Origin of the sequence: Deinococcus piscis (assembly GCF_014653275.1) — a bacterium.
Taxonomy (GTDB): Bacteria; Deinococcota; Deinococci; order Deinococcales; family Deinococcaceae; genus Deinococcus; species Deinococcus piscis.
Map to the genome: position 1 here is coordinate 21,421 of NZ_BNAL01000023.1, position 25,942 is coordinate 47,362.

The 25,942-nt window shown below is 63.4% G+C and carries 25 protein-coding genes; 12 read left to right on the top strand and 13 right to left on the bottom strand.

Translation table 11 applies throughout. The annotated features are described in order from the left end of the window. Positions 1 to 45: 45 nt before the first annotated feature. The 6 genes from IE158_RS09310 to IE158_RS09335 form a co-directional block, all read right to left on the bottom strand. Complete coding sequence (locus tag IE158_RS09310) at positions 46 to 738, bottom strand: response regulator (RefSeq protein WP_229839032.1); 693 nt, start codon at positions 736 to 738, stop codon at positions 46 to 48. Next, a complete protein-coding gene (locus IE158_RS09315) occupies positions 735 to 1,898 on the bottom strand; it encodes a DUF4097 family beta strand repeat-containing protein (protein WP_189643395.1) in 1,164 nt (387 codons plus the stop codon). Before IE158_RS09315 ends, IE158_RS09310 begins: the two co-directional genes overlap by 4 nt. Further along, positions 1,895 to 3,643 carry a sensor domain-containing protein gene (locus IE158_RS09320; protein ID WP_189643396.1) on the bottom strand — a complete coding sequence of 583 codons (1,749 nt, stop codon included), beginning with the start codon at positions 3,641 to 3,643 and terminating at the stop codon, positions 1,895 to 1,897. The genes IE158_RS09315 and IE158_RS09320 overlap by 4 nt, the downstream gene beginning before the upstream one ends. Positions 3,644 to 3,780: 137 nt before the next feature. Beyond that, positions 3,781 to 4,509, bottom strand: coding sequence for a BON domain-containing protein (locus tag IE158_RS09325; RefSeq protein ID WP_189643397.1), 729 nt, complete (start codon positions 4,507 to 4,509; stop codon positions 3,781 to 3,783). 105 nt (positions 4,510 to 4,614) lie between these two features. Beyond that, positions 4,615 to 5,091 carry an NUDIX domain-containing protein gene (locus IE158_RS09330; protein ID WP_189643398.1) on the bottom strand — a complete coding sequence of 159 codons (477 nt, stop codon included), beginning with the start codon at positions 5,089 to 5,091 and terminating at the stop codon, positions 4,615 to 4,617. Then, positions 5,088 to 5,561 (bottom strand): acyl-CoA thioesterase, encoded by a 474-nt coding sequence (locus IE158_RS09335; protein WP_189643399.1) that lies wholly within the window; start codon positions 5,559 to 5,561, stop codon positions 5,088 to 5,090. Before IE158_RS09335 ends, IE158_RS09330 begins: the two co-directional genes overlap by 4 nt. A 128-nt stretch (positions 5,562 to 5,689) precedes the next feature. Here IE158_RS09335 and IE158_RS09340 point away from each other — a divergent pair, with 128 nt between their 5' ends. The 5 genes from IE158_RS09340 (at position 5,690) to pfkA (ending at position 9,109) form a co-directional block, all read left to right on the top strand. Further along, positions 5,690 to 6,100 carry a hypothetical protein gene (locus IE158_RS09340; protein WP_189643400.1) on the top strand — a complete coding sequence of 137 codons (411 nt, stop codon included), beginning with the start codon at positions 5,690 to 5,692 and terminating at the stop codon, positions 6,098 to 6,100. A 141-nt stretch (positions 6,101 to 6,241) separates the two neighbouring features. After that, positions 6,242 to 6,835: a hypothetical protein gene (locus IE158_RS09345; RefSeq protein ID WP_189643401.1), complete on the top strand. Its 594-nt coding sequence runs from the start codon at positions 6,242 to 6,244 to the stop codon at positions 6,833 to 6,835. After that, positions 6,832 to 7,056, top strand: coding sequence for a hypothetical protein (locus IE158_RS09350; RefSeq protein ID WP_189643402.1), 225 nt, complete (start codon positions 6,832 to 6,834; stop codon positions 7,054 to 7,056). The genes IE158_RS09345 and IE158_RS09350 overlap by 4 nt, the downstream gene beginning before the upstream one ends. Positions 7,057 to 7,132: 76 nt before the next feature. Then, positions 7,133 to 8,020: a 16S rRNA (cytidine(1402)-2'-O)-methyltransferase gene (rsmI, locus tag IE158_RS09355; RefSeq protein ID WP_373295839.1), complete on the top strand. Its 888-nt coding sequence runs from the start codon at positions 7,133 to 7,135 to the stop codon at positions 8,018 to 8,020. Between the two features lie 78 nt (positions 8,021 to 8,098). After that, positions 8,099 to 9,109 carry a 6-phosphofructokinase gene (pfkA, locus tag IE158_RS09360; RefSeq protein ID WP_189643403.1) on the top strand — a complete coding sequence of 337 codons (1,011 nt, stop codon included), beginning with the start codon at positions 8,099 to 8,101 and terminating at the stop codon, positions 9,107 to 9,109. A 121-nt stretch (positions 9,110 to 9,230) separates the two neighbouring features. Here the strand turns inward: pfkA and IE158_RS09365 are convergent, their stop codons facing one another. Further along, positions 9,231 to 9,833, bottom strand: coding sequence for a YcjF family protein (locus tag IE158_RS09365; protein ID WP_189643404.1), 603 nt, complete (start codon positions 9,831 to 9,833; stop codon positions 9,231 to 9,233). A gap of 398 nt (positions 9,834 to 10,231) precedes the next feature. Then, positions 10,232 to 11,164, bottom strand: a complete 933-nt coding sequence (locus tag IE158_RS09370) for a carbohydrate kinase family protein (RefSeq protein ID WP_189643405.1) — start codon at positions 11,162 to 11,164, stop codon at positions 10,232 to 10,234. A gap of 569 nt (positions 11,165 to 11,733) precedes the next feature. On the opposite strand from IE158_RS09370, the gene IE158_RS09375 reads away from it, so the two are divergent. After that, positions 11,734 to 13,560, top strand: a complete 1,827-nt coding sequence (locus tag IE158_RS09375) for a DEAD/DEAH box helicase (protein WP_189643406.1) — start codon at positions 11,734 to 11,736, stop codon at positions 13,558 to 13,560. 71 nt (positions 13,561 to 13,631) lie between these two features. Beyond that, on the top strand, positions 13,632 to 13,862 hold the full coding sequence (locus IE158_RS09380; RefSeq protein ID WP_189643407.1) for a Uma2 family endonuclease: 231 nt from the start codon (positions 13,632 to 13,634) through the stop codon (positions 13,860 to 13,862). A gap of 121 nt (positions 13,863 to 13,983) precedes the next feature. On the opposite strand, the gene acnA is transcribed toward IE158_RS09380, so the two are convergent. From acnA to IE158_RS09395, 3 genes are all read right to left on the bottom strand, one after another. After that, entirely contained in the window at positions 13,984 to 16,707 is a 2,724-nt protein-coding gene (gene acnA / locus IE158_RS09385) for an aconitate hydratase AcnA (RefSeq protein WP_189643408.1), read from the bottom strand. 193 nt (positions 16,708 to 16,900) lie between these two features. Then, complete coding sequence (gene rsmA / locus IE158_RS09390; RefSeq protein ID WP_189643409.1) at positions 16,901 to 17,752, bottom strand: 16S rRNA (adenine(1518)-N(6)/adenine(1519)-N(6))-dimethyltransferase RsmA; 852 nt, start codon at positions 17,750 to 17,752, stop codon at positions 16,901 to 16,903. Between the two features lie 30 nt (positions 17,753 to 17,782). Further along, the gene (locus IE158_RS09395; protein WP_189643410.1) at positions 17,783 to 18,109 is read right to left on the bottom strand and encodes a hypothetical protein; all 327 of its coding nucleotides are present in this window, start codon (positions 18,107 to 18,109) and stop codon (positions 17,783 to 17,785) included. A gap of 162 nt (positions 18,110 to 18,271) precedes the next feature. Here IE158_RS09395 and hspR point away from each other — a divergent pair, with 162 nt between their 5' ends. Beyond that, complete coding sequence (hspR, locus tag IE158_RS09400; RefSeq protein WP_189643411.1) at positions 18,272 to 18,976, top strand: heat shock protein transcriptional repressor HspR, fused homodimer type; 705 nt, start codon at positions 18,272 to 18,274, stop codon at positions 18,974 to 18,976. A gap of 78 nt (positions 18,977 to 19,054) precedes the next feature. On the opposite strand, the gene rocD is transcribed toward hspR, so the two are convergent. After that, a complete protein-coding gene (gene rocD, locus IE158_RS09405; RefSeq protein ID WP_189643412.1) occupies positions 19,055 to 20,344 on the bottom strand; it encodes an ornithine--oxo-acid transaminase in 1,290 nt (429 codons plus the stop codon). 532 nt (positions 20,345 to 20,876) lie between these two features. Here rocD and cysS point away from each other — a divergent pair. Next, a complete protein-coding gene (gene cysS / locus IE158_RS09410; protein WP_189643413.1) occupies positions 20,877 to 22,349 on the top strand; it encodes a cysteine--tRNA ligase in 1,473 nt (490 codons plus the stop codon). A 111-nt stretch (positions 22,350 to 22,460) separates the two neighbouring features. Here cysS and IE158_RS09415 read toward each other — a convergent pair whose 3' ends face one another. After that, the gene (locus tag IE158_RS09415) at positions 22,461 to 24,503 is read right to left on the bottom strand and encodes a thioredoxin domain-containing protein (RefSeq protein ID WP_189643414.1); all 2,043 of its coding nucleotides are present in this window, start codon (positions 24,501 to 24,503) and stop codon (positions 22,461 to 22,463) included. An 87-nt stretch (positions 24,504 to 24,590) separates the two neighbouring features. Here IE158_RS09415 and IE158_RS09420 point away from each other — a divergent pair, with 87 nt between their 5' ends. The 3 genes from IE158_RS09420 to IE158_RS09430 all read left to right on the top strand — a co-directional run bounded on the left by IE158_RS09420 (position 24,591) and on the right by IE158_RS09430 (position 25,893). Beyond that, positions 24,591 to 25,280, top strand: coding sequence for a hypothetical protein (locus IE158_RS09420; RefSeq protein ID WP_189643415.1), 690 nt, complete (start codon positions 24,591 to 24,593; stop codon positions 25,278 to 25,280). Positions 25,281 to 25,370: 90 nt separating this feature from the next. Then, positions 25,371 to 25,661 (top strand): hypothetical protein, encoded by a 291-nt coding sequence (locus tag IE158_RS09425; protein ID WP_189643416.1) that lies wholly within the window; start codon positions 25,371 to 25,373, stop codon positions 25,659 to 25,661. Then, complete coding sequence (locus IE158_RS09430) at positions 25,585 to 25,893, top strand: hypothetical protein (protein ID WP_189643417.1); 309 nt, start codon at positions 25,585 to 25,587, stop codon at positions 25,891 to 25,893. The genes IE158_RS09425 and IE158_RS09430 overlap by 77 nt, the downstream gene beginning before the upstream one ends. Positions 25,894 to 25,942: the final 49 nt, after the last annotated feature.

The window sequence follows — 25,942 nt, forward strand, 5'->3', positions numbered from 1 at the left end:
ATGTTCATTTCTGAGGCGAATGAACCTCCGCTGACTGATTTCTTTCTACTGGGCCGCCTCTTCCAGGCTGGCCAGGCCGGTCTTCAGGGCGTAGAGTGCCGCCTGGGTTCGGCTCTCCAGTTCAAGTTTGCCCAGCACCCGGCTGACATGGGTCTTGACGGTGGTTTCGCTGATGTCCAGCTGCGTGGCAATGGTCCTGTTGTTCAGCCCACGGGCAAGCAGTTGCAGGACTTCCACCTCTTTGGCGGTCAGGTGCTCCCGCATGTCAGGAGCGCGGAAGTCGCGGACCAGCCGCCGGGCCGCGTCTGGATGAAGCCGCACTTCGCCCCGCGCCGCAGCGTGAATGGTTTCGTTGAGCAGATCACTGCTGGCGTCCTTGAGCAGATAAGAGGTGGCTCCGGCGGCCACTGCGCCATTGACTTTGCTTTCTTCCAGGGTGGAAGTCAGGGCCACCACCTCGGTGCCGGGGCAGCAGCGGCGGATTTCGGCGGTGGCGGCAATGCCGTCCATGACGGGCATCAGCAGGTCCATCAGCACCACGTCAGGTTGCAGGCGCAGCGCTGCCTCGACCGCCTCGGCTCCGTTGGCGGCCTCACCCACAATGTCCAGGCTGGGGTCCAGGCCCAGGAACAGGCGCAGGCCCTGGCGGACCACGGCATGATCGTCGACCAGCAGGACTCGCACAGGCGTGATGGCTTCGGGGGAGTTGGAGCAGGGGTTCACAGGTTCAGCGGTCACGGTTGCTTGACTCCTTCGGTGGGGGTGTGGCCCGGCTGAAGATGCAGGGTCAGATTGCTGAAGTTCGGGGTTTCCAGCTCAATGTCTAGTAGGGGAGCGCGGCTGGCCGCTTGCTGGGCCGCCGGGCTCAGATAAGCTCCATCTTTGAAGGTGAGATTCAGAGGCAACCGGTTGGCCTGGATGCGGGCCTCCTCAGGGCTCAGCGACAGGAAGCTCAGGCGGAAGGCGAGGTTTGCCGGGAGGTTGAGGGCGGTACTGCCATGTTCGGTCTTCAGGTACAGGTTGCCAGCGGCTCCAGCTGGGATTGTCACGTCCAGGTTGCCGGATGTGGTGCTGATGGTCGCGCCCATGTGAGCTGGAAGCCGCGCCTGAATATTGCCCCTCTGACTGCCGAGTTCCAGTTGCTTTATTCGCGCTCCGCTCAAGTTGGCCTGCACGTCTCCAAACGTGCTTTCAGCGCTGACGCTGTTCACCGCAGTGCCGTGTGCTGCCGCCAGCGTGACATTTCCAGCATTGGTGCTGACCCTGACCTGGCTCAGCTGGTGCGCGGGCAACTGCACGCTTTGGTCGCCGCTTCTGCTGGTGGCGCTCAGTGAACGCAGATTCAAGCGGCGTAGGTCCAGGGTTTGGTCGCCGCCACCGCTGCGGGCGGTCAGTTCCAGGGGCGGGTTGGGATTCAGCGCTGCGGCCAACCGGTGCTCCACGGGCTGGCCGGCAGGTTGCAGATTCAGTGTTCGGGGCTTCGGTGTGGGGTCTACCAGCAGCTTAGCCTGCACCACCTGCGCGCTGCCCTGCTGCTGGCTGCTGACCTGTAAAGGATTGAGTCGGCGGTGGTGGCCGCTGAGGTGGGCCGCCACATCTGCAGAGGCCACCGGGAGCGCTGCTACTGCGATATCGCCCCGGTCAGTGGTCAGCTCGGCGCGTAAGGTCTGGGCACGGCCAAGCGGAGCGGTCTGCTCGGTATCCACCGCGCTCAGCTGTGGTTCCAGCTGACGGTTGAGGTTCCAACAGGCCAGTCCACCGCCGCCACTCAGCAGGGCCAGGCCCAGCAGCAGCCGGATCAGCTGCGGCCTCAGGGGTTTCTGAATTCCTGGGGGGCGCTGCGAACCTGTCAGCTGGTCAGCCTGAGGCAGAGAGGAAATGGGAGCGGAACGGTTCATTGCGAAACCTCCTGAGCAGCAGAAGAGTGAAGCGCGGAAGAACGAGCGCTGGGAGGGCTGGATGGTTCCGATTCCAATTCAAGCCAAAGCTGCACCACCGTGCCCTGTCCCGGAGCGCTGCGGACCTCCAGGCGGCCACCGACTTCGGCCGCCCGCTCACGCATGGAACGCTGGCCCAGGGTGCCTCCGCTGACGCTGCGCTGGTCAAAGCCGCGTCCGTCGTCCTGCACGGTCATCTGCAACTGACGGCCCGCCTGTGCCAGCTCAATACGGACGTGTTGGGCGTGGGCGTGCTTGACAACGTTGTGTAGGGCTTCCAGGGCAATGCGGTAGGCAGCAGTCTGGGCTGCGGGTGAGAGCGGCGGCTCTTCGTTCCAGTGGGTCTGGACACTCAGCTCATGCCGAGTGCGCAGGACATGGGCCTGCTGTTCCAGCGCGGCCAGCAAGCCCCCTTCCGCCAGGGCATCGGGGCGCAGGCTAAACAGCAGCGCTTTCATCTCGCTGACTCCGCCTTCGGCCAGCCCAATGGTGTAGTCCAGACTGGCCCGCGCCTGTTCGGGGTGGGTGTCCAGCGTGGCACGGGCCGTTTTGGCTCCCAGGCTGATGCCGTAGAGCGCCTGCGCCACCGAGTCATGCAGTTCGCGGGCGAGTCGGGCGCGCGCTTCTTCTTCGGCGCGTCCAGCGGCCCGCTCAGCCAGCTGCGCGGCGTGAACGGCGGTACCGGCATGATTGGCCATACCGCTCAGCAAGGTCAGTGCCCCAGAGTCGGGTGGTTGCAGCGCAGGAAAGGTGGCGTGCAGCGTGCCCCAGGGAAGCCCTGCCACCCGTACCGGCAGTGAAGCGAGGACTGGGCCTTCCCCTGGTCCGGCCAAGGCCTGGACCTGCGGGGCAGTGACCAGCGGCAAGCTCTCAGGTACAGCCCCAGACGGCCCAGCCGCTGCTTTAGACCCCCCTGGGCCTTCCAGCCGCACCCCAAGAGCGCTGCTGCCGCTCCATGCCTGCTCAGTGATGCGCTGCAAGGTGGCGTGCAGATTCTCGCCCAGCGCCACTTGCCCAGCGGCCTGGCCCAAAGCCTGCACCGCCCGCTGGGCCTGGGTCAGCGGGTCTTCTGGGCGCAGCAGGGCTCCGGCGAGTGCGGCCCAGACTCGGCCCAGCAGCCCAACCAGTGCCGCACTCATCACCAGGCCGCCCAGACCGGCGATGCCCAGGGCCAGTTGAGCCAGGAGCGATAGGGTGACCACCTGCTGTCCTAAGGTCAGGGTCAGCCCCAGCAGTGGCCAGATGGCGCCCACAAAAGCACCAAGCGTCAGGCCCAGCGCTGCCCCCATGACTGCCCAAGACAGCAGGGAGAGTGGCAGAGCCACCAACTGAAACACAGCCCCACGCCACAGCGCTGGCTGCCGCACCTGAAAGCGGATCCAGTCCAGGGGGCCTCCCTTTGGAGTCTGGACTGGTGGGCCGAAGTGTAGCCCCAGCAGGCCTGCCAGTCCGCGCTGCGCTGCATTGAGCCACAGTAATGCCAGCAAGGTCAGCGGCAGGATAATGAACCCGACCAGCAGGGGCAAAGAGAGCGCCCCGCTCAGCAGGCCAGCGACCAGGACGCTGGTCACAGCCGCGCTCATGGGCAGCGACAGCAGCAGATACAGGCCTGTGCGCCAAGTTTGCCTGTCGGTCAGGTCTGTCCAGAGGGACAGCAGGTGCGGGCGGCGCTCGGGTAGTGCGCCGGTAGAAGAGGACAGAGTCATGGGTTCACTGTAGGCACAAGGCTAGCTCGTAACGTCCTTCTTTGGTTGCAGGTGTTAGAGGTTGCAGGTATCAGAGACCATTCAAGCAACCAAAAAAGCCTCCCCGGTGACAGGGAGGCTGGGCTACCTACGCAAGCTCAGGCAGGAATACGGATTTTCTGGCCGACTTCGATGTGGTCAGGGTTGGCGATGTTGTTGTACTGGGCAATCTTGCCGTAGGCGTTCATGTCGCCGTAGTAGCGCTGGGCAATCTTGCTCAGGGTGTCGCCGGCCTGGACGGTGTACACCGTTTCGCCCTGCTCGTCCTTTTCCTTCGCCAGTTCTTTGGCTCCCTCGTGAACTTTCAGGCCGCTCACGTCCACACCAGTCACACCACTCACGCCACGGGCCAGTTGCTCGGCCAGGCGCAGCTCGTGATCGCTGTCCACCACGCCGCGCAGAATCACGGACTTGCCGCTTTGCAGTACGTCAATGGGATCGTCTTTCAGCTCGCCGTTGCTGCGGATGGCGCTGAGCACTTCCTTGGCAACGCGGCTGCTGTCTTCGATCTCCTGCTCGGCGGTCTGGGTGCTGCCGGTGCTGGCGGTGCGCACCGTGGGGCCACCGCTGCTCTGGGGGGCGGCTGCCTGGGTCTGGGCCCCTGCTGGAGCCTGCACCGTCACGCCCGAGACATCCACCGACTTCACGCCGTTGACGCCTTCAGCCACGATGCGGGCCAAGTTGACATGAGCCTGCGAAGGAGCGATGCCGCTCAGGGTGACGGTGCCACCCTTTTCCTGCACGTTCAGGCCCAGGCCGCTGAGTTGCTTGTTTTCTTTGATCGCGTCGCTAACGCGGTCTGCCGTTTTCTTTCCAAAAGGCCACATGCGTCCTAGTATGCGAAGGGCCAGGGCCCCAAACCAGCATCAAGTTACATTCTAAGGAGACCGGAAAGTTGCTGGCTGCGCGCGGTCAAATGGGGATTTTGTCAGTCAGATGGGGTAATAGGAGCGCGGCTCTCCCCGCACAAAATCGCGGGTGGGCAGCCAGATCAGCGGTGAACGCTCCTCGCATTCGGGCGGCGGGCCGTAGCGCATCAGGCTTTCGACCTGCTCAAGCGGCACCCAGCTGACCCCCACCACATCCGGATCGCTGGGCATCAGCTCGCCGCTGAACTGCGCCGTAAACCGTCCGAAGCTGGCGAAGCAGGCGTGAGGGGTACCAGTCAGAATTTCGCCTTCCAGCAGGCTGACGAAGTTCAGCTCGGAGATGGTCAGGCCCGTTTCATGTTTGACCTGCCGCACAGCGGCCCCGCCCAGGCTCTCGCCACTGGCAGCCTTGCCGCCGGGCAATCCATAAAAGATGCTGCCGTCATCCATCCGTTCCTGTACCAGCAGCAGCTGGCCCCCTTGGACCAAATAAACGTGACTGGCCCGCTTGATGGGCAGAGTACGTGACAGCGGATTCATGCACCCACCTCCGGCTGCGGAGCCTGCGTGGCAGCCTGCTCCAATTGCCTGAGCAGGTTTTCCGGCAGGCGCTGCGGGCGGTAGCTGTGGTCCGTTACGATGTGGCCGGTGTGTCCACTGGCGAGCAAGTCTCCGCCGGGGCCACGCACCTCGTAGCCAAAGCGCAGCGTGCGCGACCGCACCTCTTCTACACGGGTCAGCAGGGTCAGCTCCTCGTCGTAGCGGGCGGCGCGGCGGTACTGGACGCCCAGGTCAGTCAGCATCAGAAAGTAGCCCTGGGCTTCCACCTCGGCGTAGCTGAGTCCCAGGTCACGCATCAGGTCGCTGCGGCCTACTTCAAACCAGACCGGATAGACGGCGTGATGGGCGACTCCCATCGCATCGGTCTCGGCGTAGCGCACGCGCAGGCTGGTGCGGTGTGGCCCGCCAGCGGAGGAGGAGGCCAGGGGCGCTGGGGCGGAAGCGGACATGTCTCCTATCATGCCCGCACGCTGCTCAGCGCACAAGGGCACCGCCTAAGCTTGGGTCACCGCCTAGAGCTTGCTGGAATCGGGAAGGGCCGCGCCCTGGACAGTGGCCCGGCTGCTAGCCTGCGGCCATGAGCGACGCATCACTGTCTCCCGTCAGCAGCCGTACCGAGAAAGGCCAGCGTGGGTTCGCACTGGACCTGCATGTCACGTTCCGCACGCCGCTGCCCCGCGCAGAAGCGCTGGCCGCCCTGCGTGCCCTGGAAGGTCTAACCGTGGACCTGTACGCCCGGCTGGATACGCCCGGCGAGGTGCCTTCAGCGCGCCTGACCGGGCCGCTGCCACAGTTGCCGGAGCTCCATGCGGCGCTGCGCGGCTGGCTGGCCGGTCCGGTGCGGGTGGTGGAGGTCGGCCAGCGCGGGTATCTGCGCTCGGCGCAGGGGTACACCGAGTGGATGCCGTGGCGGCGCAACGTGATTCTGCCGCGTGAGCGGGTGGATGAAGTGGGTTTACTCGAAGGTGAAAAGTACATTTTGGAATAGGGCCCGTCCTGGAAAGGAGGTCAGGCCAATGTTCTGCGCCGCTCAGCTGGCCAGCGGGCTTGCAGTAAACTGGGGAGCAATGAAGTCTTTTGTTTCTCTGTCGCTGCGGGTGCCGTTTGACTGGGCCCGGCGGTGGGGCCAGTGAACTACGCGGCCCTGCTGGCAGTGATGGTGCTGCTGGCTTTTTTCTTTCCGGTGGCCCTGCGCCTGGGCGAGTACCTGGGACTGGGGGCAGGGACCACCGCCGTGGCCCTGTGGTCGGCGCTGGTCTTTGCACTGGCCCTGACATTTGTGCGCTGGCGGGTCAGCCGTGAACGAATCAGCGCGGGTCAGCTGGAGCAGGGCCGCCGCCAAATTCTGGAGCGTCCTACCGACCCAGCGGCCTACCATGTGGGCGGCCAGCACCTGGCCCTGCTGCTGCTGGAGCGTGGACGTCGGCGGGAGGCTGCTGAGCTGATTGACCGCTATGCGCGGCTGGGCGGCGCGCGTGACGCCGAAATCCTGGCCCTGCAAGAAGCCCTGTCGTCAGCGGACCGCTGGCGTTTCAAGCGGGAAGCTCCAGATCGGCTGCCGGTGCGTGAACTTCAGGCCGCCCAAAAGGAGCATGCCCAAAAGGAACAGGCTCGGCAGGTGAGCCAGCAACTCGGCGAGGACCATCAATCACAGCTAAGGGAGCGGGAACCAAAGGAGCGGGAACAGAGTCACGCCCATCACGCGGCAGGAGGAAAAGCATGAGGGCATACCGGGGTGTGGTGAAAAACGGCAAGGTGGAATTGGTGGGCGGCGAGCTGCCCGAAGGCACCCAAGTGACCGTCACCGTGGGCGAACCTGAGTTACTGCTGGCGACGTTGCTGCATTGGCTGCGCCGGAGCAAGCGGATACGCATCTCGCTGGGGCCAGTGGCCGGGATGAATTTTCTACGTCTGTCCCGCAGGAGGCGGGGAGGCCATGGCTGAAGACACGGCAATGTATGAGGGCGCTTTAGCTGAGGACACTTCGGCTGAGGACGCTGTGCAGGCGCAGGTTTTGCCCATGGCCGCTGAGGACACGCCCGAGTGGGAGGACGATGCTCAGCCTGCAGCCCGCAGCTCTGACAGCAGTGGGCCGCACCTGTGGTTGGTCCCTACGCCGGTGGGCAATCTGGGCGATATCACTTACCGGGCAGTAGAAGTCCTGCGGGACGCCGACGCTGTGGCCTGCGAAGACACCCGCCGCACTGGGGCGCTGCTTCAGCGCTTGGGTCTGCGCCGCCCGCTGGTACGGCTGGACGCCCACACCATGTACCGTGCGCCACAAGTTCTGGAGCAGTACCCCCGGCTGGCGTATGTCAGCGATGCGGGCACGCCAGGCATTTCCGACCCCGGTGCGGAGCTGCTGCGTGAAGCGCTGAGCCGTGACATTCCCGCCGAAGTGCTGCCGGGGGCCACTGCGTTTGTGCCTGCGCTTGTCCTGTCGGGTTTGCCCACTGCCCGCTTCACCTTTGAGGGCTTCTTGCCGCGTTCGGGCCGTGAGCGCCGTGAGCGCCTGGGCACCATTGCTGCACGTCCCGAGCCGACGGCACTCTACGAAAGCCCCCACCGCCTGCATGCCACCTTGCTGGACCTCGCCGAAGCCTGCACGCCGGCTCGTCCGGCCAGTGTCAGCCGTGAGTTGAGCAAGCGCTACGAAGAAACCCGGCGCGGCACCCTGGCCGAGCTGGCTGAATACTTTGCCCAGGGGGTGCGCGGCGAAATCGTGGTGGTGGTGGGCGGACGCACCGAAGCCGAGGCCGAAGACACGGCCCCCGATTGGGACAGTGTGACCGCTGAGCTGGCCGTGCAGGGGCTGAGCACGCGTGATCTGCGCTCCGCCCTGATGCAACGTGGACTGAGCAAAAATGACGCTTACGCCCTGGCCCTCAAGCACCGCGCTGACCGTTAGAGAGGTTGGGCCTTGAGCGCCCCGCCTCACAGCGCCGCTGTGACGGCTGACCGACACGTTTCCCGTAAGCTGTCAGGCATGACGAAGGCAGAACAGATATTCCAGGTGGAGAATCTTGCCGGTCTGCGCCGTATCGGCGTGCTGACCAGTGGAGGAGACGCGCCCGGCATGAATGCGGCGGTGCGTGCTGTGGTGCGTACCGCTTCGTTTCATGGCCTGGAGGTGGTGGGGATTCGCCGGGGTTTCAATGGCCTGCATGACGGCGATATGGACCTGATCGGCCCCCGTGACGTGGCGAACATCATTCAGCGTGGTGGCACCAAGCTGTTGACAGCCCGCAGCGAGGCCTGGCGCACTCCCGAAGGCCGCGCTCAGGGGGCTGAGCATCTGCGGCACTGGAAAGTGGACGGCCTGGTGGTGATTGGGGGCGACGGTTCCTTCCGGGGAGCCCACCTGCTCGCCCAGGAACACGGCTTCCGGGTGATGGGCGTGCCGGGCACCATTGACAACGACTTGTACGGCACCGATTACACCATCGGTTATCACACTGCGGTAGAGACGGCCCTGGACGCTGTAGACAGGCTGCGTGATACCGGGGCGAGCCACGAACGCATCTTTGTAGTAGAGGTCATGGGCCGCCACGCCGGGCACATCGCCATAGAGGTGGCGCTGGCTGGTGGCGCTGAAGAAGTGCTGGTCCCTGAGCGGCCCAAACCTCTGGCGGAGGTGGCCCAGACGGTCCGCCAGAGTCAGGAGCGCGGCAAGACCAGCTCCATCGTGATTGTGGCTGAAGGCTATCCCGGCGGCACGGACGCAGTGGCCCGCGCCATCACCGAGAACACGGGTGAGGAAACCCGCGTCAGTATCCTGGGGCACATCCAACGTGGCGGCACCCCGGTGGCACATGACCGTGTGCTGGCGTCGGTGCTGGGTCAGGCGGCGGTAGAGGCCCTGCTGGCTGGCCGCAGCGGTGAAATGGTGGGTGAGGTGTGTCAGCAACTGAACTACGTGCCCTTTGAGGAAACCTGGACCAAGCGCAAGGACGTGTCCACCAACAAATACCGCTGCGCCCGTTTGCTCAGCTGCTAAAGCAGTTGCTCAAATGCTGTCCATCTTCAGGCCAAAGCTCAGGCCGCCACACACAACGCCAGAAAAAGCAAGGCCCCGCCACTGTGGCAGAGGCCTTGCTTGTCGTACCAGGAGAGAATATTCAGCGGCTCTGAATATCCTGGCTGTCTTGGCCGGTGTTTTTGCCGCTCTGTTCGCGCTCTTTGGCGCGGCGGCGAAGCTCTTCGGCCAGTTCGCTGAAATCCTGGCTGCTGGGCAGGACGCGGCGGCTTTGCTGCTTGGCTTCCTGCACCACTTGGACCTGGTCTTCCTTATGGAACGGCAGGCCCTGGATCTTGCGCTCGAAGTAGGTCTGTGCCATGCGGCCCAGAGCGTAAGTCCAGCCATACACCAGCGGCGCAGTCACGACACCGCCTACTACCGGCAGAGCGATTTTGGCAACGCTACGCATGAACTGCCGGGCCGCCATGCCGTAGGCCACCGTGGCCCCCAGCTCACGGGCAATCTCAGCCGAGCGCTCTGGGGTGATATCGAACCCGTAGATCTTGCCGATGTGCAGCACCATCTTGGCCTGGAGAGGCGTCAGAATCAGCATGTCGGCAAAAGGTAAAGGCTCAATAGACACGGCCCCTGACAGCAGGGCGGCACTCTTGATGACTTCTTCGGCGTTTTGTTCCCGGCTCAGCTCGGGGTTCACGTCGAAATTGAAGTTGTCCATAATCTGGCTGACAATTGGCGGCAACATAGCCCAGATTTTAACCCGCCTGCATGGTCTAACTTTGCGGGCACGGGTTGAACATTTCTTGGTGTGCGCCCCGGCCGGTTCGTCTCTCTGTTGTGATGCGCCCTGGCGTCACAGTGAGCTATGCTCCGGCAAGACCGAAAAACACAAAAAAACAAGGCCGCGCTCAGGGGGGGGAAGGTGCGCGGCCTTGTGAGGTAAGAATGAGGGTGGCTTCACCGCTCGTCTTCCATCATAGGCAGAAAATCTTACATTCCTATGACATAGATCACGTTTCGCCGAGAAGTGCCAGGAAGGGCGGCACAACAACTATTTTTGTCTCTGATTGCTGAACATCGCCCACGCTTCCATCAATTTCGCCAGGGAATCGCCAGGCGGAACCACAGTCAGTGGGTAGAGGATCAGTCGGCGTAGGGAGCCAAATCCTCAGCGGTGATGTGCCGAACCTGTGCGCCCAGACGGGTGGCGGCCAGGCCCCCAGCGGCGTTCGCCATCCGGGCTGCAGCCTTGAGGGGCTGCCCACCCATCACGGCGTGGGCGAACACTGCTGTGAAGGTGTCGCCTGCGCCGGTGCTGTCCAGCGCTTCTTCGTCCTGCGGCAAGACCGCATCTACCAGTTCGGTCTCGCTGGGCGTCCAGACGATGCAGCCCATGGCCCCCACCTTGACGGCCACGTGGTGCAGGCCCTCATCGGCCAGGGTTGCCAGGGCCGCACTGATCGAAGAAGTCCCGGTCAGTGCCAGAATCTCGTGCTGGTTCAGGGTGAGGTAATCCGCCTGCAAGACATCGTCAATCAGCCCCTGGCCCGCTTTGTTGACTGCGCCGGTGCCCAGGTCAATGAACAGCGGCACGGGGGTTTTGGCTTTTTTGGCGTACTCAATGGCCTTGAGCGCGTATTCGCGCTGTTCGCCTTCGACCAAGCTATAGGCGCTGATGATCAGGGCGTCGGCACTTTCTATGTCCTTTTTCTTCAGTTTGCTCACGCTTAGGCTGCGGTTGGCCCCGCCAGAGCTGATCATGGTGCGCTGGCCGTCGGCGGTCTGCATGACAGTGATTGTGCTGGTGCCCTCGTCGCTGGCGGTCTGCACTGCGCTTTCTGTCACGCCACTGGCCCGCACCTGACTGAGCGCATATTCCGCGAAAAGATCGTCGCCCACGCTGGTTGCCAGGGTGACGGTGTGACCCAGCCGGGCCAACGTCACAGCCATGGTGCCGCCGGAGCCGCCGGGCTGCATGACCGCTCGCTGCGGATGCACTTCCTTGCCCAGCTGGGGCAGCTCGTCCAGATGATAAATATGGTCAACGTTCACGTCGCCGATGACAAAAAATTTCACGCAAAAACCTCCAGGTCCGACCCTTCTCATTGACGACGGCCATGCACTGCACATGGGCAGAATCCTGTGCTGACACAGTGATCCATCCCTGCCGAGCAGGCCGTAGCTAAAAAGCGCCGGGAAACGCACACACAATCTAGCACGGGCTTTTCTTCTTGCTGGGCAGGCTGATCAAGTTGCTTCAGAAGAGATATTTGGGACCGGACCAGGGCGCTGAAAAGTAAACAGAAAAGTCAGGCAGGAAGCTGCACTGCTGGGTCAGGCGTATAGGATGCCAGCTATCTTTACCCAGATACCTCGAATACCAGATGCCTCAAAGAATTGTTCAGGCATGCGTAGACACTGACCACGACACCGACTAGGCAGACACCCTAAAGAGTGCTATACTTCCCTTCTTGACCTGGAGATTTGACGGCCCCACGGCCCCTCCAGAGGAAGATGTCCCCCACGGGAAAAGACCTGCAAAGACGGCCAAAGGAGCAAGGCGGCCCCACAGCGGGTTACGGCAGGCAAACGACACAGGGTTATTTGCTGTCCTCGGGGTGCATGTTCCCACGAAAGGACCAAAAATGAATTTTAACGAACTGATCGCGCCCGCTCTGGCGGCGCGTCTGGCTGAGCGCGGGATCACCGAGGCTTCTCCTATTCAGGCCGAGAGCCTGCCGCACACCCTGCAAGGCCGTGACCTGATTGGCCGCGCCCGCACCGGCACCGGCAAGACGCTGGCCTTTGCGCTGCCCATCATTCAGGGGCTGGAGCCTAGCCGTGAGCGCAGCCGTTTGCCCCGCGCCATCGTGGTGGCCCCGACCCGCGAACTGGCCCGCCAGGTGGCCGCTGAATTCGAGCAGACTGGCCGTGAGCTGACCGTGCTGACCGTGTATGGCGGCGCTGCTTATGGCCCTCAGGAAAATGCTCTGCGCCGTGGCGTGGACGTGGTGGTGGGCACGCCTGGACGTCTGATTGACCACTTGGAGCGCGGCAATCTCGACCTGCGCGACGTCAAGTACGCTGTGCTGGATGAAGCCGACGAGATGCTCAGCGTCGGTTTTGCGGACGCCATTGAAACCATCCTCAAGACCACGCCTGAAGGCCGCCAGACGCTGCTGTTCAGCGCCACACTGACCCCCGAAATCCGCCGCATTTCCAGCAAGTACCTGCGTGACCCGCTGGTGGTGGACATGGTGGGCGAAGGCAAGAGCCAGGCCGCCCAGACGGTGGAGCACCTCAAGGTGCGCGTGGGCCGCAGCCGCACCCGCGTGCTGGCTGACCTGCTGACCGTTTACAACCCCGAAAAAGCGATTGTCTTTACCCGCACCAAGCGCGAAACCGACGAGCTGGCGCTGGAGCTGATTCACCGTGGCTTTGAAGCTGAGGCGCTGCACGGCGACCTGGCGCAAAACCAGCGTGAGCGTGCCCTGGGGTCATTCCGCTCTGGCCGCACTTCTATTCTGGTGGCGACTGATGTGGCTGCCCGTGGCCTGGATATTCCCGAAGTGGACCTGGTGGTGCAGTATCACCTGCCGCAGGACCCTGAAAGCTACGTGCACCGTTCGGGCCGTACCGGACGCGCCGGGCGTGCTGGCACTGCCATCATCATGTACGGGGACCGTGAGCAGCGCGACATCAACGGCCTGGAGCGCGTCACCGGCGTGCGCTTTACCGAGCGTCCCCTGCCGACCCCTCGTGAAGTGCAGGAGGCCAGCGCCCGCGCCAGCTCTGAAATGCTGCGCCGTGTGGATGCGGAGGCCGCCAGCGGTTTCATGGAGCAGGCCGAAGCGTTGCTGGAAGAAATGGGAGCCGAAGCCCTGGCCCGTGCCCTCGCCAAGATCAGCGGTGTGACCGAGCCCCAGGCTCCTTCCAGCCTGCTGAGCGGTGAAGAAGGCCAGACCACCCTGATTCTGCATGGTGACCGCCTGAGCATTGCCCGCACCGTGGCCCTGCTGGCCCGCCACAGCGATGTGGACAGCCGCAAGCTGGGCAAAGTGCGCCAGTGGCGCGGCGGCGCCGTGGCCGATGTCCCCAGCCAGTACGTGGAAGCCCTGATGAAAGCCAGCCCGCTGGACGGCGAAATCGGTGTGGAAGTCGCCCAGGAGCTGCCTGAGCTGTTCGAGCAGGCGACCCGCGAACGCCGCGACGGTGGCACGGGCCGTGGTCGCCGCTTCGACAACGAAGGCGACTTCCGCAGTGGCCGCAGTGGCGGAAGCCGCAGCGGTGGTGGACGCTCGTTCGGTGACCGTGGCGGTTCTCGCGGCGGTGGCCGTTTTGAGAGCCGCGACAGCGGAAGCCGTGGCGGTAGCCGCAGTAACAGTGACCGATTTGGCAACGAGCGCAGCAGTGGTTCACGCGGAGGCCGCAGCGGTGGCCGCGACTTTAGTGACCGCGAGTTCAAGGGCTGAGCTAGCCGCAGTCAATCATTGAGGGCCGCTCTCCAGAGATGGGGAGCGGCCTTCTTTTGTACGCTGGAGCCATGAGGGAGCCAGCTTTCCGCAGGGTGAGTGTCGAGGAGTATTTGCGCTCTGAGCAGGACAATCCCACCCGCCACGATTACATTGACGGCTTCCTGTATGCACAGGCCGGGGCCAGCCGTGTGTACAACGTCATTGCTGGCAACCTGCATGTGGCCCTGCACGCCGCTGCCCGCGCCCAGGGCTGCCAGGTGTATCAGAGCGATATGAAAGTGCGAGTAACGCTTGGCTGACCTCTACGATGGCACCAGTCTTTAGAACCCTATGCCACTTCAACTTCAACTCACCCAAGGCAAAGCCCCCGCCCAGTTTCCCAGGCGGGGGTTTCTTGCTGGCTCAATCTAAAGCTTGGGTTTACGCCTTCACTTCGTCTTTGCTCCGCGCCAGGATGGAGCGCAGTACGGTTTGCAGGATGCCGCCGTTCTTGTAGTAGTCAATCTCGACGGGCGTGTCGATGCGGCACTGTACGGTCAGGCTGCGGGTGTTACCGTCCTTGCCCGTGACTTCCAGGGTCACATTCTGGCGCGGCTTCAGGTCGGCAGGCAGCTTGATATTGAAGGTCTCGTCGCCCTCAATGCCCAGGTTCTCGGCGTTCTCGCCGTTGATGAACTGCAGCGGCAGCACGCCCATGCCCACCAGGTTGGAGCGGTGAATGCGCTCATAGCTCTCGGCAATCACGGCCTTGACGCCCAGCAGGAAGGTGCCCTTGGCGGCCCAGTCGCGGCTGGAGCCCATGCCGTAGTCCTTGCCAGCGAACACCAGCAGCGGGGTGCCAGCGGCCTTGTAGTTCTGGGCAGCGTCAAAGATGCTGGTCACCTGGCCGGTGGTGAAGTCGGTGGTGAAGCCGCCTTCGGTGCCGGGGGCCAGTTGGTTCTTCAGGCGGATGTTGGCGAAGGTGCCGCGCGTCATCACGCGGTCATTGCCACGGCGGCTGCCGTAGGAGTTGAAGTCCTTGGGCTCCACACCCATGTCCATCAGGAATTTGCCGGCGGGGGTGTCAGCCTTGAACGAACCGGCGGGGGAGATGTGGTCCGTGGTGACCGAGTCGCCCACCTTGACCAGGGCGCGCGCACCGGTGATGTCGCTGATTTCGCGCACGCCGCCCGCAATGTCCTCGAAGAACGGCGGGTTCTGGATGTAGGTGCTGTCTTCCTTCCAGTCGAACAGGTCGCCTTCAGAGACGGGGATGGCGTTCCACTGCTCGTTGCTGCTCTCGATGCCGTCGTAGATTTTCTTGAACATGTCCGCGTTGATGGCGGTGTCGTAGATCTCCTGAATCTCGGCGTTGCTGGGCCACACGTCTTTAAGGAAGACATCGTTACCGCTTTCGTCCTGACCGATGGGGTCATTCACGATGTCGTTCACCACGGTGCCTGCCAGGGCGTAAGTCACCACCAGGGGAGGACTGGCGAGATAGTTGGCGCGGATGTGGGGGTTGATGCGGCCTTCGAAGTTGCGGTTGCCCGACAGCACGCTGGCCGCCACCAGGTCGCCCTCGGTAATCGCGTCCACCACCGGCTCAGGCAGCGGGCCGGAGTTGCCGATGCAGGTCATGCAGCCGTAGCCCACGGTGTTGAAGCCGATTTGGTCCAGGTAGCTTTGCAGGCCAGCTTGTTCCAGATACTCGGTCACCACGCGGGAACCGGGGGCCAGCGAGGTCTTGACCCAGGGCTTGACCTTCAGTCCCCGCTCCACAGCCTTCTTGGCGACCAGGCCAGCGGCGATCAGCACGCTGGGGTTGGAAGTGTTGGTGCAGGAGGTGATAGAGGCCAACGTCACTGCGCCGTGCCCGATTTGCAGGTCGGTGCCGGTGATCGTGCCTTTGCTCTCCAGCTGGTCTTCGCTCAGCTCAAAGCCGCGCTGGCTCACAGGAGCGGTCAGCGCCTCGGCAAACTCGGTGTGCATGTCGCTCAGGTTCACGCGGTCCTGCGGGCGCTTGGGACCGGCCAGGCTGGGAACGATGGTGCCCAGGTCCAGCTCAATGGTGTCAGTGAACACGGGGTCGGGGGTTTCGTCGGTGCGGAACAGACCCTGCGCCTTGCAGTACTGCTCAACCAATTCCACTTCGTCCTCGACGCGTCCGGTGCGGCGCAGGTAGCGCAGCGCTTCGTCGTCCACGGGGAAAAAGCCCATGGTCGCGCCGTATTCGGGAGCCATGTTGGCAATCGTGGCGCGGTCAGGCAGCGTCATGTTGCTCAGGCCAGCCCCGTAGAATTCCACGAACTTGCCCACCACGCCTTTTTCGCGCAGCATCTGGGTCACGCGCAGCGCGAGGTCGGTGGCGGTGGCCCCTTCGGGCATTTCGCCGGTAATTTTGAACCCCACCACTTCGGGCATCAGCATGTAGATGGGCTGGCCGAGCATGACGGCTTCGGCTTCAATACCGCCCACGCCCCAGCCCACGATGCCCAGGCCGTTGATCATGGTGGTGTGGGAGTCGGTGCCGACCAGCGAGTCGGGGTACACGACCACGCCGTCGTCTTCAGGGCGGCTCTGCACGCCGCGTGCCAGGTACTCCAGGTTCACCTGGTGAACGATGCCCGAAGCGGGCGGCACCACGCCGAAGTTGTCGAAGGCCTGCTGGCCCCAGCGCAGGAACTCGTAACGCTCGCGGTTGCGCTCGAATTCGATGTCCATGTTGCTTTGCAGCGCCCATTCGGTGCCGAACACGTCCACCTGCACCGAGTGATCAATCACCAGGTCCACAGGAATCAGCGGATTGATCTTGTCGGGGTCGCCGCCTACGGTCTTCATGGCTTCGCGCATGGAGGCCAGGTCCACCACAGCAGGCACGCCGGTAAAGTCCTGCAGGATCACGCGGGCGGGCTTGAAGGGAATCTCGACTTCCTCGTTCTTGGGGCTCCAGCCCGCCACGGTTTCCACGTCTTCACGGCGCACGTCGTAGTCGTTGGCTTCGCGCAGCACGCTCTCGAGCAGCACCTTGATGCTGAAGGGCAGGCGGTCCACCTCAAAGCCTTTTTCCTTCAGCTTGTCCAGGCGGTAGTAGTACAGCTTCTGGCCGGCGTGCTCGCCCAGCACGTCACGGGCACCAAACAGGTTCTTCGCTTGTTCTGCCATGAGTCTTCTCCTTTTCCCCTTGTGAATGGTGTGGGGTATGGCTCCATGATAGCGGGCTGACGGCGCAAACCCCGTAACAGCGCAGGTCACGAAAGGTCTTTTTGTGTCACCCCTTTGGAGACAACCAATACGGAAAAGGAGGAGGAGCAAGTAGAAGGTGGAAAGGAGGCCAGGTGCTTTCGGCCTTCTGCGTCTAGTCCACGCCCAGCGCGTCGGCCAGCAGCCGCATTTGGGCCAGTGGAACGTCTTCGGCGCGGACGTCGGGGCGCAGGCCAGCGGCCTCGATGGCGGCCACGGCGCGGTCTACGGGATGACCGGCCATTTTCAAGTTGTTGCGCAGGGTCTTGCGGCGGTGGTGCAGCGCGGCGTCAATCAGCCGGATATAGGCTTCGCTGGGCTGTGGCCGAGAGCGGTCAAAGTCCAGCCGCACCACTGAGCTTGTTACTGCGGGCGCTGGAATAAACGAACCCTTGGGAACATCACGGACCGGACGCACCGTGCCATATAGGTGCGCCAGTGCCGTCAGGAAGCCGTAGTTGTCGTCGCCCGGCTGAGAGGCGAGACGCTGGGCCACTTCTTTTTGTACAAGGACTGTGGCCGAAACGATGCTGGGTGCCCGCATGAAGCGTGACAGCAGCGGCCCAGTGATGTAATAGGGCAGGTTGGCAATCACACGAGTTCCGGCGGGTAGCGAAGCGTAATCAAAGTCCAGCGCGTCGCCCCAGATGATGTTTACGTCCAGCCCCTCAAGCGTTTCTTCCAGCACTGGGCGCAGGCCCTGGTCTTTTTCCAAGGTGGTGACCTGCGCGCCGCGCTCGGCCATCTCGCGGGTCAGGACCCCCAGGCCGGGGCCGACCTCCAGCACGCTGACGCCCTCAGCGGCTCCCCCGGCGTCGGCAATCGCCCGCAGGATGTTGCCGTCAATCAGGAAGTTCTGCCCCAGCGACTTGGTGGGCCGGATGCCGTGGCGGCTCATCAAGTCCTTCACGCGGGCAGGGGAGTACAGGGGCGCAGAAGCGGCAGCGTCGGCATGGGGGTCGGTCATCCGGCCCACTGTAAAGCATTTGCCCGGCGGTTACTGACCGCGCAGCACCCCACGCCGTCCGCCTTGCAGGGCCAGCTCAGCGGTGGGCGGCGTGCCGGGTTTGACCTGACAACTCTCTACGCTACCTGGCAGAGGACGGCTCAGCAGCTCAGCGCAGGCGATACCCTCCGGAGGTAGAGTCTTCCCCGCCGCTGCTGCCAGCGCAGCCTGGGCATAGGCGCGTCCCTCGCGGCCCTGATTCAGCAAAAACCAGGTCCAGCCGCCGACCAGTGCAGCGAACAGCAGCGCGACCAAGCCCAGATATTTCCAGGGGTTAAAGCTGATATTGGCGGGGGCGGGTGGCTGGGGTGCGGACATGCTGCCCAGTCTCGCATATGCATCGTCCCAGGCGGTGTGCCTAGAAGAAGTGAGGACCGGGAAGACGCTGGCCCCCACCCAGGCGGATTTCGCCTCTCCAGACTGCTTCAGCCTGACAGCAACGCGCTCAAGCGTCCTGAACGGCGCGGTATACTGTTTCCTATGCCCGCCGAAACCAAGAACAAACCTGTGTACGTGATCTCCGTGGCGGCGGAGCTGGTGGACATGCATCCCCAGACCCTGCGGCTGTACGAGCGCAAGGGCCTGATCAAGCCGGGCCGCAGTGGTGGCAAGACCCGGCTGTATTCCGAGCGCGATATCGAGCACCTGCGCGAAATCCGGCGACTGACCCAGGAGCTGGGCGTGAACCTGGCTGGCGTAGAAGAAGTGATGCGCTTGCAGCACGAGCTGGACGACCTTCAGGGCGAGTTTGAGGCTGAGATTGAGCGCATCGAAGGCGAACTCCGCTCGCAGCAGCAGAGCAAGGCCCTGCCGGCTCCTGACGATCCCAAGGACCGGCCCGTGTACGTGATTTCCATCGCGGCAGAGCTGGTGGACATGCACCCGCAGACCCTGCGGCTGTACGAGCGCAAGGAACTGATTCGTCCTGGCCGCAGCAGTGGCAAGACCCGGCTGTACTCCGAGCGTGATATTGACCACCTGCGCGAAATCCGGCGGCTGACCCAGGAGTTGGGCGTGAACCTGGCTGGCGTAGAAGAAATTATGCGCCTGCGTCAGGAACTGGAAGGCGCCCGCTCACGGATGGAAGGCAACGTGCGGCGCATTCAGCAGGACATCACCGAGCGAATGACCCTCTGGCGTGAACTGCCGCCAGCAGCAGAAGAACTCGACACGGAGCTGAGCTGACCCAGCTGCACCGTTTGCCACACCACAGAAATGCCGCCGGGCTTAGCGTCCGGCGGCGTTTGCGTTGAGATGCTGGGATCAGACTTGCTCGACGTGCTCGGGGTGGTTCACTTCCTGCATCGGCACGTGGCCCTGCGCCACACCCTCAAATTCCTTCAGGGTTTCGGTGATGATGTTCACGCCCCGCATCAGGTCTTGTTCGCTGATGACCAGCGGCGGTGCAAAGCGGATGATGTTGCCGTGGGTGGGCTTGGCGAGCAGGCCCTTTTCAGCCATCCGCATGCAGATGTTCCAGGCGGTGTCGCTTTCCTCGTGGTCGTTGATCACCACAGCGTTCAGCAGGCCCTTGCCGCGTACCAGCTTGGCAATCTGGCTCTGCTTGATGTACTTGCCAAGTTCGCTGCGGAACTTCTGGCCCAGCTCCTCGGCACGCTCGGCCAGGTTTTCTTCCTCAGCCACGGTCAGGGCGGCCATAGCCACAGCGGCGGCCACCGGGTTGCCCCCGAACGTGGAGCCGTGTTGACCGGGTTTGATGACATTCATCACGGCGTTGTCGGCCAGCACGGCGCTGACCGGATACACGCCGCCCGAAATCGCTTTGCCCAGAATCAGGATGTCGGGCTTGACATTCTCGTGGTCCACGGCCAGACGCTTGCCGGTGCGGCTGATGCCGGTCTGCACTTCGTCAGCAATAAATAGGGTGCCGTACTGCTCGCACAGTTCCTTAGCTCCTTTCAGGTAGCCTTCGCTCGGTACATAGACGCCTGCCTCGCCCTGAATCGGCTCGACCAAAAAGCCTGCTACGCGGCCCTTGTTCGCTTCTAGCGCGGCTTTGAGCGCGTCCAGGTCATCGTACGCAATGCGAATAAAGCCGTCCGTGTAAGGGCCAAAAGAGCGGCGGGCGTTCTCATCATTGGAAAAGCTGATGATGGTGGTGGTGCGCCCGTGGAAGTTGTTCTCACAGACGATGATCTGCGCTTCGTTCTCGGGAATGCCGCTCACTTCATAAGCCCACTTGCGGGCCAGCTTGATGGCGGTTTCCACGGCTTCCGCGCCGGTGTTCATCGGAAGCACTTTGTCAAAGCCGAAGTAGTCGCACACGAACTTCTCGTACTTGCCCAGCTGGTCGTTGTGAAAGGCCCGGCTGGTCAGGGTCAGGGTCTGGGCCTGCTCCACCATCGCCCCCACGATTTTGGGGTGACAGTGGCCCTGGTTGACGGCGGAGTAGGCACTCAGAAAATCAAAGTACTCTTTGCCGTCGGTGTCCCAGACTTTGGCTCCTTCTCCGCGTGCCAGCACCACCGGCAGCGGGTGGTAGTTGTGGGCTCCGTATTGGTCTTCTAGGGCAATGTAGTCTTGCTGGTTCATGGGTGTCTCCTTGGCGGCCCTGAGTCATAGGCACCGCTGAATGAATGGGTTTGGATGTGGTCTCCGGCGGTCAGGTGAATGCCCAAAAAACGGGCTGGATGCCGGAAAGACTGGCGTTCTCTAGCATAGCGCGGGGCCGCCAGAGAGTAGAAACAGTATTCATAAAGATGCAAGGGGCGTCAAGGGGGAGAGTGGGCCTGTATCCGTGCGGCAACAGCGCTCAGGGAGAGCGAGAGCGATATAGTGTTTGGCGGTTGCCCTCTGGCTTGTGCTCATGGGTTCGGCAAGATGACCGCCAAGTTGTTGGAATTTTATACCTAAAGACGCATATATATTTCTATCTCTGTGGATGCTGTCCCGCTGGCGGTCTTGCGCTAGACTGCCCGCATGAACGCCCTGTGTTGCCTCCCGACGCGGTAAGCAGCATTTCTGCTTTGCCGCGCCCCTTTCCCCTGTGGACTGAGGCGCGGTTTTTTGTTTCTTACGCCTGGACCTTTAGACCCTCCGACCCTTAGACCCCAAAGGACTTTCCATGACCCGACACACCTCGCCCGACCCCGATATCCAGCTCTACGACACCATGCAGCGACAGAAAGTTCCGTTTGTGCCCACCACGCCTGGGCACGTCGGCATGTATCTGTGTGGCCCTACCGTATACAGCGACGCGCACCTAGGCCACGCCAAAAAGGAAGTCGCTTTTGACGTGATTCGCCGCGCCTTGATGCACTTTGGCTACCGGGTGCGCTACGTCGCCAACATCACCGATGTGGGCCACCTGCAAAATGATTCGGACGACGGTGAGGACAAGTTGCAGGCCCGCGCCCGGCTGGAGCAGCTTGAGCCGATGGAAGTCGCCGACAAGTATTTCTGGTCGTTTTTCAAGGACATGGACGCCCTGAACGTCTTGCGCCCCTCCATCAACCCCCGCGCCACCGGCCACATTCAGGAGCAGATCAAGCTGATTGAGGAACTGATTGAGCGCGGCCATGCCTACGAATCGGCGGGCAGTGTCTACTTCGACGTGCGCAGCTGGCCCGAATACGGCAAACTCTCGGGCCGCAAGCTGGACGACCAGGAGGAGGGCACCCGTGAAGCCGTGCGCGAGGAAAAGCGCGACCCCCGCGACTTCGCGCTGTGGAAAAAGGCTGAGCCAGAACACCTGATGCGCTGGGACTCGCCCTGGAGCGTGGGCTTTCCCGGCTGGCACATCGAATGCTCGGCCATGAGCCTGAAGTACCTCGGCGAAGGCTTCGACATTCACGGCGGCGGCCTGGACCTGCAATTCCCCCACCACGAGGCCGAAATTGCCCAGGCGGAGGCGGCAGGCCACCACTTTGCCCGTTACTGGATGCACAACAACATGCTGACCATCGGCGGCGAGAAGATGTCCAAGAGCAAAGGCAACTTCACGACCATTGAGGACATCCTGCACAAGCACGAGCCGATGGTGGTGCGGTTTCTGCTGGTATCGAGCCACTACCGCAGCGTGACCGAGATGAACGAGGAAGCCTTCGCCAGCGCGGCGAACGGTTACCGCCGCATGGTGGATGCCCTCGCAGAAATTGAGCGCCGCTTGAATGACGCGCCCGCCGGAGCTGATGCCGCCCTGGACGCCAAAATCGCCGCCCGCGTGCAGGAATTCGAGGACGCCATGCGCGACGATTTCAACACACCCAAAGCGGTGGCGGCGCTGTTCGGCCTGACCGCCGAGGTCAACACCGCCCTGAACGCTGGCCCGGTCGGTCACGACACACTGGAACGGGCGCAGGCGGCTTACCGCACGCTCGGCGGCGACGTGCTGGGCCTGTTTGCCGAAGGGAGCGGCGCGGCCCCCGCGCAAGATGACACCCCGGTGGTGGACGCCCTGATGGAACTGGTTCTCAAGGCCCGCCAGAACTACCGCCTGCAAAAGCAGTACGCCGAGGCCGACGAGCTGCGCGACACGCTGAGCGAAGTAGGCATTACGGTGGAGGACACCAAAGACGGAGTGCGCTGGAAGCGGTAAGGGCCGGGCAGCGTTGACGGTTGATGGTTACGCTGCGCCGATGGTAGGTGGACCAAGGGTGGAGCCAAGACCAGCTTTTCACCCTTCAATCGGTATCTTTCTGCGCTCTACCTATAACCCTGCCAGCTGTGCCTCTAGTCCCTCTGCGTCCCGCACGGGCAGCTGGCAGGCCCGGTTCACACACAGATAAGCAGTGCCGCCTCCTTCGCGGCCTTTCAGCACCGGCAGGCCCCGTGGGGCGCCCGCTGGGGCCAGGGCCACATAGGGCAGCAGGAACCTGGCGGCGACCCGTTCCAGTGGAGCACGCTCCCCTGGCGTGCCGATGATGGCGAGTTCGGTGTGTGGGGCCTCCAGCATGGCTGCTGCCTGCCACAGTCCGCCCATGCCGTGCGGGGCCTGCGCCAGTTCGGTCAGGTGGCTGGATACGGTGCGGCGGGCCAGTTGCTTACCCGCTTCATCACCCCAGTAGCGGTGTATCCACAGCCCCAGCAGCGCGGCGGCAGCATTGTCGCTGATGATGGCCGAGTCAAAGGCACTGCTCTGACGGGTCAGCAGGGGTTCGGCCCGGCCCCCGCTGGAACGGAAGAGTCCGGCGCTTTCATCCCAGAAATCGCGCCGCACGATTTCCCATAGTTCCCGTGCCCACTCCAGATACTCCAGCTCACCGCTCGCCTGATACAGCGCGGTCAATCCCAGGCCGTACAGGGCGTGGTCTTCCAGCAGCCCTTCGACCTTGGGGGCCTGAGCGTCCAGCCAGCTGTGCCAGAGGGTGCCGTCCGGCTGGCGCATGGTACTCCGCACCCAGGCGGCATTCTCGCGGGCTAGGTCCAGCCAATGCGACTCGCCTAGAATGCGCGCCGCATCGGCCAAAGCGGCCAGGGCCAGGCCGTTCCATGAGGTGAGGACCTTGTCGTCACGGTGCGGCTGGGGGCGCGCTGCACGGGCGGCCAGCAGGCGGGCGCGCAGCTCCGGCAGGCGTGCTCGCTGCTCAGCGGTCAGTGGCCCCACCTGCGAGAGGACTGTGCGGCGGCCTGCGTCGCGGCGGTGGGGGTCTTCAAAATTGCCCTGCTCGGTCACACCGTAGTGGGCGGCGACCCAGGCGGCATCCTCCGCGCCCAGCACCTCCTGTAACTCGGCAGGGGTCCAGGTAAAGGTGAGGCCCTCTACGCCCTGTGTATCGGCGTCCTGGGCAGAGTAAAAGCCGCCCGCCGGGTGCCGCATTTCCCGCTCCAAGTAACCCAGTGTCTCGCGGGCCAGCCGGGCGAACTCGGCTTCCCCGCTCACCTGATAGGCCGCCAGCAGGGTGCGGGTCAGCTGGGCATTGTCGTACAGCATCTTCTCGAAGTGCGGCACCAGCCAGCGGTCATCTACCGAGTAGCGGTGAAACCCGCCGCCCAGTTGGTCGTAAATCCCCCCGCGCCCCATCTGCCGCAGGGTGAGCAGCGCCATCGCCTGGCCCTGCTCATCGCCGGACTTGAGCAGGAAATCCAGTGTGGTGGGGGCCGGGAACTTGGGCGCGCCGCCAAATCCCCCGTGTGCCTGGTCAAACAGTTGCGGCAAGACTTGCAGCGGCAGGTCCAGCAGACCCTGCGGCCAGTCCTGCGCTGCCCGGCGCGGTTCGCTGAGCGCCTGGATGTGTTCGGTCAGCGCCTGAGCATTGGCGTCCAGGTCGGCGCGGCGGTGCTGCCAGGCGTCGGTCACGGCCCCCATGACCCGGCGGAAGGATGGCATGCCCAGCCCCTCGTGCGGCGGGTAATAGGTGCCGGCATGAAACGGCTGGCGGTCATGGTTCAAAAACACCGTCATCGGCCAGCCGCCCTGCCCGGTCATCGCCTGGGTGGCGGCCATGTAGATGCCGTCCACGTCGGGTCTTTCTTCGCGGTCCACCTTGATATTTACAAAGTCGCGGTTCATCTGCACCGCTGTGGCCGCGTCCTCGAACGACTCGTGCGCCATCACGTGGCACCAGTGGCAGGTGCTGTAGCCGATGCTCAGCAGTACCGGCACGCCGCGCTGCCGGGCTTCGGCAAACGCCTCGTCTCCCCAGGGCCACCAATGGACCGGGTTGTCCGCGTGCTGACGCAGATAAGGGCTGGACTCGCCGCCCAGGCGGTTAAGGCCGCTGGGTTCACTGCCGGGGATGCGCTCGGTCATGGGGCCAGCATAGGGGAGGCGGGGCGGGCTGATGGAGCGGTCCGCCGCAGTTCTTTTCCTCAGCCCCGCTCTGGCATACCCTGAATCATGTCTCCTAGAGTTCTCCTGGCAGCTCTGGTCTGCGCTGGACTGTGTTCTGCTGCGGCGCTTCCGAGTTCAGGCGTGCAGGCCCAGGTCTATGCTCAGTCGCAGCCACAAATGCGGCCTACCCTGAGCCGCCTGGTTCGGTTGGCCGCCACTCCGGCAGGCCCTGGGTGCATAGGTAACGTCTATTGCCTGCTGCTGCAAGACCTCCCAGCAGCGCAGCTGGATGACCCGTCCGCGTCTGGACTTTGGGTCAAGGGCAACTACCGCGCCCAGCTGGAAGTCTGGTGGAGCCGTGATGGGCGCGGCTTGATGCTTCTGGACTGGGACTACCGGGCCAACGTGCTGGGCTGCGGCGATTGGCCCTGCGGGACCAGCGACCTTTATGTTCACCGCTACGTGAGCGGGCAGGTCAGGGACGAAAAGTTCTGGCGAATCGGTGTGCCCTACCGGGGCCAGCCCTGGACAGAGGTCAAACCGGGCTTGCCTGCGGCAGTCCGGGCCGACGCTTCGGTGCGGGTCCAGGCGTTCCGGCAAGCCAGCGGCGTGCAGGGGGAACTATGGCTGGATGTGCAGTTGCCTGAGCAGGGAACCGAGCTCAGGGTCTTTGTAGAGGCAGACGGTGCCCGCGTGCCCATCTACCGGCTGCGCTGGGACGCGGTCCGTGGCGTCTTCGTTCCGGCCCGGCTCTGATGAACGTAGGGAAGAAGGTGGGGAAAAAGCTTGCCTCCTACGCCATTTGGCAGAGGTCAAGTGGCATGACTCCCTCTACATTCTTTTGAGATGACCACGGTGACCCCACTCTTTGCCCAGGAATTGCCAGCTTATTTCGCGGCTCAGCAGCGCTTTTATGGGATGGCAGACCCAGAAGGACGGGCGGCAGCCATCCTGCGGCCCTTCAGTCCAGTGGAGCGCGAAGAACTGGCCAGCGAATTTCTGGTGATGCGCGGCGGTTCCGGCGAGATTGTGGCAGGATTGGGCGTCTCGGACGGCAAATTTGTACAGGGCTTTTGCGCCACTGGGCTGGGCCAGTGGGGGGCAGCTGCTGCGGGCACTCCGGGAGCGGCGGCCTGAGCCACTGCGGGTCTATCTGGACGCCCATCCTCAGAAAGTCAGGGACGAGCTCTCGGCAGCGCTGGAGGGAGCGGGCTTTGTGCGCAGTACCGCCTATGACATGAGCAAAAGTCTGTTTGGGCAGCCGCGCCGGGCAGAGTACGCTGGACTCACCAGCTGGGACGACGCCACCGAAGCCCAGTTTTGCTCCACATATGAGCGGCTGGCAGGACCACTAGAGCATTTGACATAATAAGAGAATGAAACGTGTTGGGGCGGCTGGGTATGGGAATGACTTGCGG

Excerpts from the sequence above, each read along its gene's own strand:
- IE158_RS09315 (WP_189643395.1), bottom strand. The coding sequence starts at position 1,898 with ATGAACCGTTCCGCTCCCATTTCCTCTCTGCCTCAGGCTGACCAGCTG.
- IE158_RS09320 (WP_189643396.1), bottom strand. The coding sequence starts at position 3,643 with ATGACTCTGTCCTCTTCTACCGGCGCACTACCCGAGCGCCGCCCGCAC.
- IE158_RS09325 (WP_189643397.1), bottom strand. The coding sequence starts at position 4,509 with ATGTGGCCTTTTGGAAAGAAAACGGCAGACCGCGTTAGCGACGCGATC.
- IE158_RS09330 (WP_189643398.1), bottom strand. The coding sequence starts at position 5,091 with ATGAATCCGCTGTCACGTACTCTGCCCATCAAGCGGGCCAGTCACGTT.
- IE158_RS09335 (WP_189643399.1), bottom strand. The coding sequence starts at position 5,561 with ATGTCCGCTTCCGCCCCAGCGCCCCTGGCCTCCTCCTCCGCTGGCGGG.
- IE158_RS09340 (WP_189643400.1), top strand. The coding sequence starts at position 5,690 with ATGAGCGACGCATCACTGTCTCCCGTCAGCAGCCGTACCGAGAAAGGC.
- IE158_RS09350 (WP_189643402.1), top strand. The coding sequence starts at position 6,832 with ATGAGGGCATACCGGGGTGTGGTGAAAAACGGCAAGGTGGAATTGGTG.
- rsmI (WP_373295839.1), top strand. The coding sequence starts at position 7,133 with ATGGCCGCTGAGGACACGCCCGAGTGGGAGGACGATGCTCAGCCTGCA.
- pfkA (WP_189643403.1), top strand. The coding sequence starts at position 8,099 with ATGACGAAGGCAGAACAGATATTCCAGGTGGAGAATCTTGCCGGTCTG.
- IE158_RS09365 (WP_189643404.1), bottom strand. The coding sequence starts at position 9,833 with ATGTTGCCGCCAATTGTCAGCCAGATTATGGACAACTTCAATTTCGAC.
- IE158_RS09375 (WP_189643406.1), top strand. The coding sequence starts at position 11,734 with ATGAATTTTAACGAACTGATCGCGCCCGCTCTGGCGGCGCGTCTGGCT.
- IE158_RS09380 (WP_189643407.1), top strand. The coding sequence starts at position 13,632 with ATGAGGGAGCCAGCTTTCCGCAGGGTGAGTGTCGAGGAGTATTTGCGC.
- acnA (WP_189643408.1), bottom strand. The coding sequence starts at position 16,707 with ATGGCAGAACAAGCGAAGAACCTGTTTGGTGCCCGTGACGTGCTGGGC.
- rsmA (WP_189643409.1), bottom strand. The coding sequence starts at position 17,752 with ATGACCGACCCCCATGCCGACGCTGCCGCTTCTGCGCCCCTGTACTCC.
- IE158_RS09395 (WP_189643410.1), bottom strand. The coding sequence starts at position 18,109 with ATGTCCGCACCCCAGCCACCCGCCCCCGCCAATATCAGCTTTAACCCC.
- hspR (WP_189643411.1), top strand. The coding sequence starts at position 18,272 with ATGCCCGCCGAAACCAAGAACAAACCTGTGTACGTGATCTCCGTGGCG.
- rocD (WP_189643412.1), bottom strand. The coding sequence starts at position 20,344 with ATGAACCAGCAAGACTACATTGCCCTAGAAGACCAATACGGAGCCCAC.
- cysS (WP_189643413.1), top strand. The coding sequence starts at position 20,877 with ATGACCCGACACACCTCGCCCGACCCCGATATCCAGCTCTACGACACC.
- IE158_RS09415 (WP_189643414.1), bottom strand. The coding sequence starts at position 24,503 with ATGACCGAGCGCATCCCCGGCAGTGAACCCAGCGGCCTTAACCGCCTG.
- IE158_RS09420 (WP_189643415.1), top strand. The coding sequence starts at position 24,591 with ATGTCTCCTAGAGTTCTCCTGGCAGCTCTGGTCTGCGCTGGACTGTGT.
- IE158_RS09425 (WP_189643416.1), top strand. The coding sequence starts at position 25,371 with ATGACCACGGTGACCCCACTCTTTGCCCAGGAATTGCCAGCTTATTTC.